This is a genomic window from Denitratisoma sp. (assembly GCA_032027165.1).
In the GTDB taxonomy this organism is placed as follows: domain Bacteria; phylum Pseudomonadota; class Gammaproteobacteria; order Burkholderiales; family Rhodocyclaceae; genus Desulfobacillus.
Window position 1 is genome coordinate 640,622 of sequence record JAVSMO010000001.1, and the last position, 15,023, is coordinate 655,644.

Consider the following 15,023-nt stretch of genomic DNA (forward strand, 5'->3'; position numbering starts at 1 on the left):
GACCTACGGAGTGAGATATGTGCCTCGCAATACCGGTGAAGGTGGTTGAACTGCGCGAAGGCGACCAGGCGATGGTCGACGTCGGCGGCGTGCGCAAGGAGATATCGCTGGCGCTGGTCGACGGCATCGCCGTCGGAGACTACGTCATCCTGCACGTCGGCTACGCCATCCAGAAGCTCGACCCGGAGGAGGCCGAGAAGACGCTGGCCCTTTTCGCCGAGCTCGGCGAAAACCTCGGAGCTGCGCCAGCGTGAAGTACATCAACGAATTCCGCGACGGCAAGACTGCGCGCGTCATCGCGGCGGCCATCGCTGCCGAGACGCGCGCCGACCGCAGCTACCACATCATGGAGTTCTGCGGCGGCCACACGCACGCCATCTCGCGCTACGGCCTCTCCGACCTGCTGCCGGACAACATCCGCCTCATCCACGGCCCCGGCTGCCCGGTCTGCGTGCTGCCCATCGGCCGCATCGACAACGCCATCGATCTCGCGCTCAACCGCGGCGTCATCCTCGCCACCTACGGCGATTGCCTGCGCGTGCCGGCCTCCGGCGGGCTCTCGCTGCTGAAGGCCAAAGCGCGCGGCGCAGACGTGCGCATGGTGTATTCCAGCGCCGACGCGCTGAAGCTGGCGCAGGACCACCCGGAGCGCGAAGTGGTGTTCTTCGCCATCGGCTTCGAGACCACCACGCCGCCGACGGCGGTGGCCATCGTGCAGGCGGAAAAGCTCGGCCTGAAGAATTTCACCGTGTTCTGCAACCACGTGCTGACGCCCTCGGCCATCGCCAACATCCTCGAGTCGCCGGAAGTCAGGCTGCACGGCACGGTGCCGCTCGACGCCTTCATCGGCCCGGCCCACGTGTCGACGGTGATCGGCAGCCAGCCCTACGAGCATTTCGCCGAGGAATACGAGAAGCCGGTGGTGATCGCCGGCTTCGAGCCGCTCGACGTCATGCAGGCCATCCTCATGCTGGTGCGGCAATTGAACGAGGGGCGCGCCGAGGTGGAGAACGAGTTCTCCCGCGCCGTCACGCGCGAGGGCAACGTCAAGGCGCAGAACCTGGTGGCCGAGGTGTTCGAGCTGAGAAAGAGCTTCGAATGGCGCGGCCTCAACGAAGTGCCCTACAGCGCGCTGCGCATCAAGGCGAAGTACGCGGCCTGGGACGCCGAGCGCCGCTTCGGCATCGAATACAAGTCGGTGGCCGACAACAAGGCCTGCGAGTGCGGCGCGATCCTGCGCGGCCTCAAGCGTCCGCAGGACTGCAAGTTGTTCGGCACGGTGTGCACGCCGGAGAACCCGATGGGCTCCTGCATGGTGAGCTCCGAAGGCGCCTGCGCGGCGCACTACACCTACGGCCGCTACAAGGACGCGGTGACCTCATGAACAACGTCAGAAAAGGCTACATCCGTCCCGTCGATTTCAAGCACGGCCGCGTGGACATGACCCACGGCAGCGGCGGACGGGCGATGGCGCAACTGATCGAGGAGCTGTTCCTCGCCGCCTTCGACAACGACTGGCTGCGCGCGGCCAACGACCAGGCCTGCTTTGCGGTGCAAAGCGGGCGCATGGTGATGGCGACGGATTCGCACGTCGTCTCGCCGCTGTTCTTCCCCGGCGGCGACATCGGCTGCCTGTCGGTGCACGGCACGGTGAATGACGTCGCCATGTCCGGCGCGAAGCCCCTGTATCTGTCAGCCAGCTTCATCCTCGAGGAGGGCTTCCCGCTGGCGGACCTGAAGCGCATCGTCGAATCGATGGCGCACGCGGCGTGCGAAGCCGGCGTGCCCATCGTGACGGGCGACACGAAAGTGGTGGAGCAGGGCAAGGGCGACGGCGTCTTCATCACCACCACCGGCGTCGGCGTGGTGCCGGAGGGCGTGAACATCTCCGGCGACCGGGCGCGGCCGGGCGACGCCATCCTCGTCTCCGGCACCCTGGGTGACCACGGCGTGGCGATCATGTCGAGCCGCGAGAGCCTCGGCTTCGAGACCAGCATCGAATCGGATACGGCTGCCCTGCACGACCTCGTCGCGCGCATGGTCGAGGCGGTGCCGGACATCCATGCCATGCGCGATCCGACGCGCGGCGGCCTCGCCACCACGCTCAACGAGATCGCCCGCCAGTCCGGCGTCGGCATGATGCTGCGCGAGGAAGCCATCCCGGTGCGGCAGGAGGTCGAGGCCGCCTGCGAATTCCTCGGCCTCGATCCGCTCTACGTCGCCAACGAGGGCAAGCTGATCTGCATCTGCGCGCCGGAGCATGCCGATACATTGCTCGCGACGATGCGCGCCCACCCCCTTGGCGCGGAAGCGGCGATCATCGGCTCGGTGCACGAAGACCCGCACCATTTCGTGCAGATGGAGACCGGCTTCGGCGGCAAGCGCATCGTCGACTGGCTGACCGGCGAACAGCTGCCGAGGATCTGTTGATGAAAATCCTCTTCCTCGCCCACAGCTTCAACAGCCTCGCCCAGCGCCTGTACGTCGAGCTGACGCAGCGCGGCCACGAGGTTTCCATCGAGTTCGACATCAACGACAACGTCGCCGTCGAGGCGGTGGCGCTGTTCCAGCCGGACCTCGTCATCGCCCCCTTCCTCAAGCGGGCGATTCCCGAGGCGGTGTGGCGCGAGCGGGTTTGCCTGGTGGTGCATCCGGGCATTGTCGGCGACCGCGGCCCCTCGGCGCTGGACTGGGCGATCATGAACAATGAAACGGAGTGGGGCGTCACCGTGCTGCAGGCCAACGCCGTGATGGACGGCGGCGACATCTGGGCGACGCGCACCTTCCCCATGCGCGCGGCGCGCAAGAGCAGCCTCTACCGCAACGAGGTGACCGAAGCCTCCACCGCCGCCGTGCTGGAGGCGGTGGAGAAGTTCGAACAAGGCAACTTCAAGCCGGTGCCGCTCGACTATGCGAACCCTGAAGTGCGGGGCACCGAGCGCCCGCTCATGAAGCAGGACAACCGCCGTGTCGACTGGACGCGCGACGACACGGCGACGGTGCTGAGGAAACTGCGCGCCGCGGACAGCTTCCCCGGCCTCGCTGACCGCATCAATGGCGTCGACTGCTGGCTGTTCAATGGCCACGCCGAGGGCACGCTGCGCGGCGCCCAGCCCGGCGCGATCATCGCGCAGCGCCAGGGCGCGCTGTGCCGCGCCACGGTCGACGGCGCGGTATGGCTCACCCACGCCAAACGCAAGTCCGACCAGCCCACCTTCAAGCTGCCGGCGGTACTTGCTTTACCCGAAGCGGCCGGCGTGCCCGAGTCCGCGCTGCCCGTGCTTCCCTCACGCGATCCCTCCACCTGGCAGGACATTGCCTACGAAGAGGAAGCCGGCGTCGGCTTCCTGCACTTCGATTTCTACAACGGCGCCATGTCGACGGCGGACTGCCTGCGCCTGCGCGACGCCTTCCTCGAAGCCACGCAGGGCGACACGAAAGTCATCGTGCTCATGGGCGGGCCGGACTTCTGGTCGAACGGCATCCATCTCAACACCATCGAGGCGGCGGAGAGCCCGGCCGACGAATCCTGGGCCAACATCAACGCCATGGACGACCTCTGCCGCGCCATCCTCGACTGCGGCAGCCACTACGTCGTCGCCGCGATGCAGGGCAACGCCGGCGCCGGCGGCGTCTTCCTGGCGCTGACTTCCGACCGCGTCGTCGCGCGCGAGGGCGCCATCCTCAACCCGCACTACAAGGGCATGGGCAATCTCTACGGTTCGGAGTACTGGACCTACCTCCTGCCGCGCCGCGTCGGCTGGGAGCGGGCACATGCCATCACGCAGCACCGCCTGCCCATCGGCGCGAAGCAGGCCGTGGCGCAGGGCCTCATCGACGCCTGCTTCGGTACAGACGTGCCGGCCTTCGCCGCGCAGGTGCGGCGGCAGGCCATCGAACTCGCGGCGCGGCCCGACCTGGCGCAACTCATCGAAGCCAAGCGCGCCGCCCGCGCCCGCGACGAGGCGGTGAAGCCGCTCGAAGCGCACCGCGCCGAAGAGCTTGCGCGCATGAAGCTCAACTTCTACGGCTTCGACCCGAGTTACCACGTCGCGCGCTACCACTTCGTGCATCGCGTGCCGCACGCGTGGACGCCGCTGCACCTGGCGCGGCACCGGCAGAACATGTGGCAGAAACAGGCGGTATTGAAAACGAGGGCGGCATAGAGGCATCGATAACCCCCTTTGAAAAAGGGGGTGGCCCGAAGGGCCGGGGGATTTTGCGGCCAGCAGGCCGCTCCCACACAGGCAGTCAAGGAGAAGACGATGGCAACACTACCCACAATCCTGGTGGTCGACGACGAAATCCGCTCGCAGGAGACCCTGCGCCGCACGCTCGAGGAGGAGTTCGAGGTGCTCACCGCCTCCAGCGGCGAGCAGGCGCTGGCCCTGCTCGAGCGCGAGCCGGTCGACGTCATCCTCTGCGACCAGCGCATGCCCGGCATCTCCGGCGTGCAGACGCTGAAGGAGGCGCGCAGCCGCTGGCCCGACACGGTGCGCATCATCGTCTCCGGCTACACCGAGACCGAGGACATCATCTCCGGCATCAACGAGGCCGGCATCTACCAGTACCTGCTCAAGCCCTGGCAGCCCGAGTCGCTGCTGCTCACCGTGCGCGCGGCGGCCGAGCTGCACCGCCTGCAGGAGGAGAACCAGCGCCTCAATATCGAGCTGCGCACCGCCGGCCCGGTGGCGCGCAGCCGCGTCGACGCCAAGCGCGCGCAGGTCAAGCGCGCCTTCGACACCGACCGCCTGGTGCGCGCGCCGGACAGCCCGATGAACGACCTCTGCCGCCTGGTCGAGCGCATCGCGCCCTATGACATTTCCGTGCTCATCACCGGAGAGTCCGGCACCGGCAAGGAGCTGCTGGCGCGCGCCATGCACTACCGCAGCGGCCGCGCCGACAAGGCCTTCGTCGTCGAGAACTGCGGCGCGCTGCCCGACACCCTGCTCGAATCGGAACTCTTCGGCCACAAGCGCGGCTCGTTCACCGGCGCCTACGAGGACCGCATCGGCCTCTTCCAGCAGGCCGACGGCGGCACCATCTTCCTCGACGAGATCGGCGAGACCTCGCCGGCCTTCCAGGTGAAGCTGCTGCGCGTGCTGCAGGAGGGCGAGATCCGTCCGGTCGGCGGCACCAAGACCATCTCGGTGGACGTGCGCGTCGTCTCCGCCACCAACCGCGACCTCGAGGAGGACGTGCGCCAGGGCCGCTTCCGCCAGGACCTCTACTACCGCCTGTCGACCATGACGCTGCACGTGCCGGCGCTGCGCGCGCGGCCGATGGACATCCCCTTCATCTCGCAGCAGGTGCTGGACAAGGCCAAGCTTGCGCTCAGCAAGCCGGTGAAGGGCTTCACGCAGGAGGCGATGGACTGCCTCACCGCCTACCGCTGGCCGGGCAACGTGCGCGAGCTGCAGAACGAGATCCACCGCATGCTGGCGCTCAGCGATTCCGACTGGCTAGGCGCCGAATACCTCAACGGCCGCGTCGTGCAGGCCGCCAGCATCGAGGAGGAGCCCGAGCTGCGCATGCTCTCCGGCATCAACGGCTCGCTCAAGGACCGCCTCGAAATGCTCGAAGCGCGCGTGCTGAAGGAGGCGATGGTGCGACACCGCTGGAACAAGACGCGCGTGGCGGATGAGCTGGGGCTGTCGCGCGTGGGGCTGCGGGCGAAGCTGACGCGGTATGGGTTGGAGCGGAAGAACGGCGCCTCCTGACGCTAACGATCCTCCCGTTACAACACGACCTGGGTTCCCAATTCGACGACGCGGTTGGCCGGTAATCCGAAGAAGCCGGCGGCGCTGCCGGCGTTGCGGAACATGCCGACGAAGATCTTGCCGCGCCAGAGGCTCATTTCGGAATCGAACCGCGGGATCAGCGTTTCCCGGCCGAGGAAGTAGGAAGTGTCCATCGGATCGATGTCGAGGCCGTCGTCGGCGCACCACTCCAGCGCTTCCGGCAGCCTGGGCTGTTCCATGAAGCCGTAGAACACCTTGACCAGCCAGAAGTTGCCGGGCAGCCGTTCCACCGTGACGCGGCGGGACTCGATGCAGCGCGGCGCGTCGATGACGTTCACCGACAGCAGCACCACTCGCTCGTGCAGCGCCTTGTAATGCTTCAGGCTGTGCAGCATGGCCTGCGGCACGTTCTCCGGGTTGGGGGAGAGGAACACCGCCGTCCCCGGTATGCGCGGCACCTCGTCGATGCCCTTGACGAAGCTGCGGGTGTCCATGGCATCCGCAGCCAGCCGCGCGTTGAGCAGTTCGCGGCCGCGCTTCCAGGTCGACAGGAGCAGATAGACGCCGAGGCCGAAGACCAGCGGGAACCAGCCGCCGTCGGCGATCTTGATCGAGTTGGCGGAGAAGTACATCAGGTCGATGACGGCGAAGGGCAGGGCGCCGAGGAAGGCGCGCCAGAACGGCCAGCCCCAGACATAGCGGGCCACCACGAAGGCCAGCAGGTCGGTGATGAACATCGTGCCGGTGACGGCGATGCCGTAGGCGGCGGCGAGGTTCGAGGAACTGCCGAAACCCACCACCAGCGCGACCACCGCGACCAGCAGCGTCCAGTTGATGCCGGCCAGGTAGATCTGGCCGATCTGGCGGTCGGAGGTGTGGCTGATGTCCATGCGCGGCGAGAAGCCGAGCTGGATGGCCTGCTGCGTGATCGAGAAGGCGCCCGAGATCACCGCCTGCGAGGCGATCACCGTGGCGGCCGTCGCCAGGCCCACCATCGGATACAGCAGCCAGTCCGGCGCCAGCAGGTAGAACGGGTTGGCGACCGCCTCCGGGTTGCGCAGCAGCAGGGCGCCCTGGCCGAAGTAGTTGAGCAGCAGCGCCGGCAGCACCAGGCCGAACCAGGCCAGCTGGATCGGCCGGCGGCCGAAGTGGCCCATGTCCGCATAGAGGGCCTCGGCGCCGGTCAGCACCAGCACCGCGGCGCCGAGCGAGAAGAAGCCGAGCACCGGATTGGCCTCGAAGAAGCGCAGCGCATGCCAGGGACCGAGGGCCTGCAGGATGGCCGGGTCGCGGGCGATGCTGACCGCGCCGAGCGTGCCGAGCGTCAGGAACCAGAGCACCATGACCGGACCGAAGAGCCTGCCCACCGCGGCCGTGCCGTGGCGCTGCACCGCGAAGAGCGCGACGAGGATGACGAGCGACAGCGGCAGCACGTAGGGCTTCAGCGCCGGAGTGGCGACCTCCAGGCCCTCGACCGCCGACAGCACCGAGATGGCCGGCGTGATGACGCCGTCGCCGTAAAAGAGTGCGGCGCCGAACAGGCCGAGCACGACGATGGCGCGGCGCTGCCAGGCGTCCTTTTTCATCGGGTGCAGGGCCAGCGCCATCAGGGCCATGATGCCGCCCTCGCCCTTGTTGTCGGCGCGCATGATGAACAGCACGTACTTGAGGCTGACCACCGCCATCAGCGACCAGAAGATCAGCGAGAGCAGGCCCAGCACGTTCTCCGGCGTGATCGGAACCGGGTGGTGCGCTCCGCCGAAGATTTCCTTCATGGCATACAGGGGGCTGGTGCCGATGTCGCCATAGACCACCCCCAGGGCGGCCAGCGAGAGAGCGGCGGTGCGTTCCTTGACGGTGCTTGCGGACAAGATGCTTGCCTCGTGGATCAGGATTGAAAGCGGTAGCCGACCCCGGTTTCGGTGAGGAAATGCCGGGGCCGGGCGGGATCGTCTTCGAGTTTCTGGCGCAGGCGGCCGACGTAGATGCGCAGGTAATGCCCCAGTTCGGCGTGGCCGGGGCCCCAGACCTCGCGCATCAAGTGGCGATGCGTCATCACCTTGCCCTCGTTGGCCAGCAGCACCGCCAGCAGGCGGTATTCGATCTGGGTCAGATGGACGTCCGCGTCGTTGCGGCGCACCTGGCGCCGCGACAGGTCGACTTCGACCTCGCCGAAGCGGCGCAGCGGCGTGGCGTCCTCCTCCAGGGCGTGCCGCCGCAGCAGGGCGCGCACCCTGGCCAGCAGTTCGCCGACGCCGAAAGGCTTGGTCAGGTAGTCGTCCGCGCCGGCATCGAGCGCCGCGACCTTGTCTTCTTCGGCGGCGCGGGCGGAGAGGATGAGGATCGGCACCTTCGACCAGGCGCGCAGGGCGCCGATGAATTCCAGCCCGCCCATGTCGGGCAGGCCGAGATCGAGGATGACCAGGTCGGGCTTGCCGGCAGCGGCGGCATCCAGGCCCTGGCGTGCCGTGGCGGACTCGACGGCGGTGCAGCCTTCGCGCCGCAGCGCATCGCAGACGAAGCGCCGTATCTGGCTCTCGTCCTCGACGACGACGACCCTTCCGGCGATCTCATTCATTCAGGCGCCTCCTCGTCCATCACGGGTGGCGTGCCCAGCGGCAGGGCAAAGCGCACGCAGGCGCCGCCGGGCCGGTTCGCGGCCTCGATGGTGCCGCCATGGGCGTGGACGATGGCCTTGCTGATGGCCAGCCCAAGCCCCGTGCCGGATATCGGCGTCTCGGCGTGGCCGCGCACGAACGGGTCGAAGACCGCTTCGATGCGGTCCGGCGGGAAGCCCGGGCCGTCGTTGTCGACCGAGACTTCCAGCATGCCCTCCTTGACGCAGGCGGCGATGCCGATCGGCGAGCCCTCCGGGGAATACTTGGCGGCGTTCTCCAGCAGGTTGCAGAGCACGCGTTCGATGAGCACGGCGTCGAAGCGGACCAGCGGCAGATCCCCGGGCAGCCGGATGGACAGGGGGCGGCCTGCCAGTAAATGGGCCAGCAGCCGGGTGCTGGAACCGACGACTTCCTCGAAGGGCTGCCACTCCGGCTTGAGGGAGACATTCCCCGCCTGCAGGCGTGCCATTTCCAGCATGTTGGAGAGCATATGGTGCATGGCCCGGGCCTGGTCGCGGATGATGCCGGCGGTTTCGGCCGTCGCCGCGCCGGAAGGCGAACGTCCTTGTGCGAGCGTGTCGGCCAGCCCGATCAGGCTGGTCAGCGGCGTGCGCAGATCGTGCGAGAGCGAGGCCAGTATGGAGTTGCGCAGCCGTTCGGCGGAAATCTGCACCTCGCCGCGCCGGGCGACTTCGGCGTAATGCAGCCGCTCGAGGGTGATGGCAACCAGGGAGGCCGCCGCTTCCAGCAAGGGGCGATGGCCGCGCACTTTTTCCAGGTCGTCAGTGCGGGGACCCGAGGCGAGGACGCCCAGGGCGCGATTCGAGGCGGAGGCGGCGGACAGGGGCAGGAACAGGATGGCGATGCCGGTGCCCGCCAGGGAGTCGGTCTCGACGATCGCATTGCGTTGATACGCCGAAAGGGCGAAATTCAGTTCGAGGGGGGCAAGGTGCCTGGGTCCGCAGGGGCGCAGCGGGCCCTGCGCGTGCCCGGGCTCGGCGATCAGCAAGGTGGCCGTCAGGTCGAGATGCGCGTGAAAGCGGCCGATGATTTCGTCCACCTGCTCGATGCTCAGGGCGGTGCCCAGCTCCCGCGCCAGTTCGTAGAGCTGCCGCGTTTCGCGCTCGCTGGCCTGCGCCGCCTCGGTGCGCTCGGCGAGGCGGGCGACCAGGTGGGAGGTGATCAGGCCGATGGCCAGCATCACGGCGAAGGTGATCAGGTACTGGGCGTCGGCGACGGCGAAGGAGAGGTAGGGCGGAACGAAGAAGAAGTCGAACAGGGCGACGCTGAGAAACGCCGCCAATACCGCCGGCCCGCGCCCGAAGCGGACGGCAACGACGAACACGGCGAGCAGGAACAGCATGTCGACGTTGGCGACATCGAGCCGTTCCCGCAGGGGCAGCAACACCAGCATCGTGGCGATGCAGAGCGCGGCCGCCAGGGGGTAACGCCATTGCTGCCACCACGGAGACACCTTGAAGTTCATCGTTGAACGCCTGTGCCGAATCGTTATGGCGGCAGTGTCCTACAGACGGCGTAAAAAAGGCGTAAACGGTGGGTACGGTCCGAATGCTGATTGACGGACGAACGCGCCATCCCGGCCGGCGCGCCGTATCCCCGGGACTGACTTTTCCTACGAATGCGCCACGCGCTGCCCGTGCTCGCGGGTGGTGTGGAAGCCGACCTTGGGCCAGCGCTCCTGGGTGACCTGCAGGTTGTACTTGTTGGTGGCGAGGAAGACCGGGTTGCCGTCGACGTCGCTGGCGAGCGCGGCGGCCTGCTCGCGCTCGAAGTCGCGGCGCGTCGCTTCGTCGGGGTAGGTGAGCCAGCGCGCCGTCGAGATGCTGGCGGCGTCGTAGAGGGCGTCGACCTTGTACTCGGTGGCCAGCCGCTGGGCGACGATCTCGAACTGCAGCACGCCGACGGCGCCGAGCAGCAGGTTGTTGCCGACCGCCGCCTGGAACACCTGGATGGCGCCTTCCTCGCCCAGTTCCTGCAGGCCCTTTTCCAGCTGCTTCGACTTGAAGGGGTCGCGCGGCCGCGCGACGCGGAAGAGTTCCGGCGCGAAGTAGGGGATGCCCTTGAAGCCGAGCGCCTCGCCTTCCGTCAGCGTGTCGCCGATCTGCAGCTGGCCGTGGTTGTGGATGCCGATGATGTCGCCGGCCACCGCGTCCTCGCTCGCCACGCGTTCGTTGGCCATGAAGGTCAGCGCGTTGGCGAGCTTCATCTCCTTTGCCGTCCTGCGGTGACTGACTTTCATCCCCGGCGTGTAGCGGCCCGAGCAGACGCGGAAGAAGGCGATGCGGTCGCGGTGCTTCGGGTCCATGTTGGCCTGGATCTTGAAGACGAAGCCGGTGAACGGCGCTTCGGCCGGCTGCACCAGGCGCGTGCCGCCGTCGCGCGGCTGCGGCGGCGGCGCCCACTCGACCAGCGCCTGCAGGATCTCGCGCACGCCGAAGTTGTTGATGCCGGAGCCGAAGAACACCGGCGTCTGCTGCCCCGCGAGGAAGGCGGTGATGTCGAAGGGGTGGCTGGCGCCCTGGATCAGCTCGACGTCGTCGCGCAGTTGGCCGATCTCGAGCGGGAAGAGTTCGTCGAGCTTCGGGTTGGCGAGGCCCTCGATCAGTTCGGTCTCGCCGCCGGCGTGCTCCTCGCCCGGCTTGAAGCGCATCAGCTGCTCGTGCAGCAGGTGCCAGACGCCGCGGAAGGTCTTGCCCATGCCGAGCGGCCAGCTGATCGGCGCGCAGTCGATCTTCAGCACCGACTCGATCTCCTCGATCAGCGCCATCGGCTCGCGCACCTCGCGGTCCATCTTGTTCACGAAGGTGATGATCGGCGTGTTGCGAAGGCGGCAGACTTCGAGCAGCTTGATGGTCTGCGCTTCCACGCCCTTGGCGGCGTCGACCACCATCACCGCGGCGTCGACGGCGGTGAGCACGCGGTAGGTGTCCTCGGAGAAGTCCTGGTGGCCCGGCGTGTCGAGCAGGTTGATGGTGTGGCCGCCGTAGTCGAACTGCATCACCGAACTGGTGACCGAAATGCCGCGCTGCTTCTCGACTTCCATCCAGTCGGAGGTGGCGTGGCGCGCGCTTTTCCGCGCCTTCACCGTGCCGGCCATCTGGATGGCGCCGCCGAAGAGCAGCAGCTTTTCCGTCAGCGTCGTCTTGCCGGCGTCGGGGTGGGAGATGATGGCGAAGGTGCGCCGCCTCTGCACGTCGCGCAGCAGGTCGGCGGGGAAGGTCGGGGCGTTCATGTTCGGCTTTGAGAAAACAAAAGCCGCCGGCCGGTGGGGCAGGCGGCAAGAGGACGGTGCGAATTATAACAGCAGGGTCGGCGTTCTAATACGGCCGCACGCCGATCAGCCAGAGGTGCAGGAAGCCGGCGAACAGCGCCCAGGCGCCGGCGCCGGCGGCGATCACCATGCCGTCGCGTGACGCGGTTCCCGCCCGGTAGCTGACGCCCGCCGCACGATCGCGCTGCCGCGCCGAACGGAAGTCGATCACCGCCCAGAGCAGGAAGGCGCCGAACAGCAGGGCGTCGGCGAGGTTGCCGTTCGACAGCAGGTGGGCGACGGCCCACACCTTCACCCCCGCCAGCATCGGGTGGCCGAGGGCTGCCTTGATGCGGCTGCCCGGCACGTAGGCGGCGGCGATCAGGATGAAGGCGGGCAGGGTCAGCAGCGCGGCGAGATGGCGCGTCCACGCGGGCGGCGCCCACAGCGCCACCGGCTCGGCCCGCGCCAGGCCGTAGCCCCAGACGACCAGGCCGAGGCCGAGGGCCGAGACCAGCGAGTACAGTCCCTTCCAGCGGTTCAGGCCGAGGCGGCCGACCTGCGCCGTGCGCCAGCCGTCGGCGACGATGCGGATGGAGTGGGTACCGAGGAACAGCAGCAGGCCGAGGACGAGATAACTCATGCGGGTCTCCATGGGCGAGGCGGCAGTATCCTACGCGCCCCGGCGGCATGCAACGGCGCCTTCCGATGCGGATTGCATTTCGTCCGCGCGGCGTCCGCCCGCGCGCCGGGAAAGTCCCGCAAGCCCTTGTAATCCAATCAGGTCGTTGCTGGCATGGAACTTGGAATGCTTTTGACCGGGCCGCTTGCCTGCCTGGGCATTCCACGGCAAGCTCGGCCCCATGAACGAGCGTACGGAACCGTTTTCGATGCCGGCTTCATTCAACCTGCTCTGGCTGCAATCGGCCGGTTGCGGCGGCTGCACGATGTCGCTGCTCTGCTCGGGCGCGCGCGAGCCGACGGCCGCGCTCGAGGCGGTGGGCGTGCGCATCCTCTGGCATCCGAGCCTGTCCGAGGAGAGCGGCGAGGAAGCGACGCGCATCCTCGAGCGCTGCGCCGCCGGCGAGCTGGCCGTCGATGCGCTGTGCGTCGAGGGCGCGCTGCTGCGCGGGCCGCGCGGCAGCGGCGGCTTCCATCGCCATGCCGGCAGCGGCCGGCCGATGATGGATTGGGTGAAGGAGATCGCGCAGGCCGCGCGCTACACCCTGGCCGTCGGCAGCTGCGCCGCCTGGGGCGGCGTCGCCGCGGCGGGCGAGAACGTCACCGACGCCTGCGGCCTGCAGTACGAGGGCGACCAGCCCGGCGGCCTGCTCGGCGCCAACTGGAAGAGCCGCGGCGGCCTGCCCGTCATCAACATCGCCGGCTGCCCCTGCCACCCGGACTGGGTCACCGAGACGCTGACGGCGCTGGCGCTGGGCGCATTCGGCGGGAAGGATCTGGACAGCTTCAACCGGCCGCGCTTCTTCGCCGACCACCTGGTGCACCACGGCTGCACGCGCAACGAGTACTACGAGTTCAAGGCCAGCGCGCACAAGCCCTCCGACCTCGGCTGCCTGATGGAGAACCTGGGCTGCAAGGGCACGCAGGCGCACGCCGACTGCAACATCCGCCTGTGGAACGGCAACGGCTCCTGCGCGCGCGGCGGCGCGCCCTGCATCTCCTGCACCGAGCCGGGCTTCGAGGAGCCGGGCCATCCCTTCCACGAGACGCCGAAGCTGGCCGGCATTCCCATCGGCCTGCCCACCGACATGCCCAAGGCCTGGTTCGTCGCGCTCGCCGCGCTGTCGAAATCGGCGACGCCGAAGCGCGTGCGCGACAACGCCGTGGCGGACCACCAGGTGGTGGTGCCCGCCGTCAAGAAAACGGGACTGAAGTGACCAGAATCGTTGTCGGCCCCTTCAACCGCGTCGAGGGCGACCTCGAGGTGACGCTGGAGGTGAAGGACGGCGTCGTCGCCGAGGCCTGGGCCGGCTCGCCGCTCTACCGCGGCTTCGAGCAGATCCTGCGCGGCAAGCACCCGATGGATGCGCTGATGTTCGCCCCGCGCATCTGCGGCATCTGCTCGGTGTCGCAGTCGATGGCCGCCGCATCTGCGCTGGCCGACGCCATGGGCCTCGCTCCCGCGCCGAACGGCCGCATCACGAGAAACCTCGCGCATGCCGTCGAGAACGTCGCCGATCACTTCACGCACTTCTACCTGTTCTTCATGCCGGATTTCGCGCGCGCCGAGTACGCCGGCCGCGACTGGCACGCGCGTGCGGCGGAGCGCTTCCGCGCCGTGCGCGGCGCGGCCGCGGCGGACATCATGCCGGCGCGCACGGCCTTCCTCGCCGCGCTGGGCACGTTGGCCGGCAAATGGCCGCACAGCCTGGCGATCCAGCCCGGCGGCGTGGCGCGCGCGCTGGAGGCCTCGGAGAAGATCCGCCTGTTCGGCCTGCTGCGCGACTTCCGCCGGCACCTGGAAACCGTTCTGTTCAACGACGCGCTGGAGTCGGTCGCCGCGCTCGATTCCGCGGCGGCGCTGGCGCGCTGGGCGGCGGACAAGCCGCGCGGCGACTTCGGCGCCTTCCTCGGGATCGCCGACGACCTCGTGCTGGAACGGCTCGGCCGCGGCGTCGGCCGCTTCATCAGCTACGGCAACTATCCGCAAGCGGAAAGTCAGTTCCTGCGCAGCGGCGTCTGGGACGGGAAACTGCATGCTCTCGACGCGCAGGCCATCGCCGAAGACATCAGCCACGCCTGGCTGGAGGGCGAGATGCGTCATCCGGCGCAGGGCGTCACGCGGCCGCAGGACGAGAAGGCGGCCGGCTACACCTGGTGCAAGGCGCCGCGCCTGGCCGGCCTGCCGATGGAGACCGGCGCGCTGGCGCGCCAGGTCGTGAACGGCCACCCGCTGGCACGCGACCTCGTCGAGCACGGCGGCGGCAACGTGAAGAGCCGCGTCGTCGCCCGCCTGCTGGAGATCGCCGTGATCCTGCCCGAGATGGAAAAATGGGTGCAGCAGCTGGCGCCCGGCGAGCCCTTCTGCACGCAGGGCGAGCTGCCGTCCGAGGCTTCCGGCGCCGGCCTGGTCGAGGCGGCGCGCGGCAGCCTCGGCCATTGGCTGTCGGTTGCCGACGGGCGCATCGCCAACTACCAGATCATTTCGCCCACCACCTGGAATTTCTCGCCGCGCGATTCGGACGGTACACCCGGCCCGCTCGAACAATCCCTGGTCGGCACGCCGGCAGGGGAAGGGAATGTCGCCGTCCAGCATGTCGTGCGCTCCTTCGACCCATGCATGGTTTGCACAGTGCATTAAAATGCTTAAAAACATTACAATGAGCATAATAATGTTATTAAACGGGTAAAAACATCATGAATTGATGCAAA

General features: G+C 68.2%; 12 protein-coding genes. 7 read left to right on the forward strand and 5 right to left on the reverse strand.

Features of this window, described 5'->3' with window-relative positions:
• The first annotated feature begins 17 nt into the window (after positions 1-17).
• The 5 genes from ROZ00_03095 to ROZ00_03115 all read left to right on the forward strand — a co-directional run bounded on the left by ROZ00_03095 (position 18) and on the right by ROZ00_03115 (position 5,720).
• A complete protein-coding gene (locus ROZ00_03095) occupies positions 18-254 on the forward strand; it encodes a HypC/HybG/HupF family hydrogenase formation chaperone (GenBank protein ID MDT3735193.1) in 237 nt (78 codons plus the stop codon).
• The gene (gene hypD / locus ROZ00_03100; GenBank protein ID MDT3735194.1) at positions 251-1,384 is read left to right on the forward strand and encodes a hydrogenase formation protein HypD; all 1,134 of its coding nucleotides are present in this window, start codon (positions 251-253) and stop codon (positions 1,382-1,384) included. Before ROZ00_03095 ends, hypD begins: the two co-directional genes overlap by 4 nt.
• Positions 1,381-2,430, forward strand: a complete 1,050-nt coding sequence (gene hypE / locus ROZ00_03105; GenBank protein ID MDT3735195.1) for a hydrogenase expression/formation protein HypE — start codon at positions 1,381-1,383, stop codon at positions 2,428-2,430. Before hypD ends, hypE begins: the two co-directional genes overlap by 4 nt.
• Positions 2,430-4,166, forward strand: coding sequence for a hydrogenase maturation protein (locus ROZ00_03110; GenBank protein MDT3735196.1), 1,737 nt, complete (start codon positions 2,430-2,432; stop codon positions 4,164-4,166). The genes hypE and ROZ00_03110 overlap by 1 nt, the downstream gene beginning before the upstream one ends.
• A 99-nt stretch (positions 4,167-4,265) precedes the next feature.
• Complete coding sequence (locus ROZ00_03115) at positions 4,266-5,720, forward strand: sigma-54 dependent transcriptional regulator (protein MDT3735197.1); 1,455 nt, start codon at positions 4,266-4,268, stop codon at positions 5,718-5,720.
• 17 nt (positions 5,721-5,737) lie between these two features.
• On the opposite strand, the gene ROZ00_03120 is transcribed toward ROZ00_03115, so the two are convergent.
• From ROZ00_03120 to ROZ00_03140, 5 genes are all read right to left on the reverse strand, one after another.
• On the reverse strand, positions 5,738-7,612 hold the full coding sequence (locus tag ROZ00_03120) for a potassium transporter Kup (protein MDT3735198.1): 1,875 nt from the start codon (positions 7,610-7,612) through the stop codon (positions 5,738-5,740).
• A 17-nt stretch (positions 7,613-7,629) separates the two neighbouring features.
• Positions 7,630-8,319 (reverse strand): response regulator, encoded by a 690-nt coding sequence (locus ROZ00_03125; GenBank protein ID MDT3735199.1) that lies wholly within the window; start codon positions 8,317-8,319, stop codon positions 7,630-7,632.
• Positions 8,316-9,845: a DUF4118 domain-containing protein gene (locus ROZ00_03130; protein ID MDT3735200.1), complete on the reverse strand. Its 1,530-nt coding sequence runs from the start codon at positions 9,843-9,845 to the stop codon at positions 8,316-8,318. The genes ROZ00_03125 and ROZ00_03130 overlap by 4 nt, the downstream gene beginning before the upstream one ends.
• 147 nt (positions 9,846-9,992) lie before the next feature.
• Positions 9,993-11,612, reverse strand: coding sequence for a peptide chain release factor 3 (locus tag ROZ00_03135; GenBank protein MDT3735201.1), 1,620 nt, complete (start codon positions 11,610-11,612; stop codon positions 9,993-9,995).
• Between the two features lie 85 nt (positions 11,613-11,697).
• Positions 11,698-12,273 carry an NnrU family protein gene (locus ROZ00_03140; GenBank protein MDT3735202.1) on the reverse strand — a complete coding sequence of 192 codons (576 nt, stop codon included), beginning with the start codon at positions 12,271-12,273 and terminating at the stop codon, positions 11,698-11,700.
• A gap of 220 nt (positions 12,274-12,493) precedes the next feature.
• On the opposite strand from ROZ00_03140, the gene ROZ00_03145 reads away from it, so the two are divergent.
• Positions 12,494-13,528 (forward strand): HupU protein, encoded by a 1,035-nt coding sequence (locus ROZ00_03145; protein ID MDT3735203.1) that lies wholly within the window; start codon positions 12,494-12,496, stop codon positions 13,526-13,528.
• On the forward strand, positions 13,525-14,952 hold the full coding sequence (locus ROZ00_03150; GenBank protein ID MDT3735204.1) for a nickel-dependent hydrogenase large subunit: 1,428 nt from the start codon (positions 13,525-13,527) through the stop codon (positions 14,950-14,952). Before ROZ00_03145 ends, ROZ00_03150 begins: the two co-directional genes overlap by 4 nt.
• The last annotated feature ends 71 nt before the right edge of the window (positions 14,953-15,023 follow it).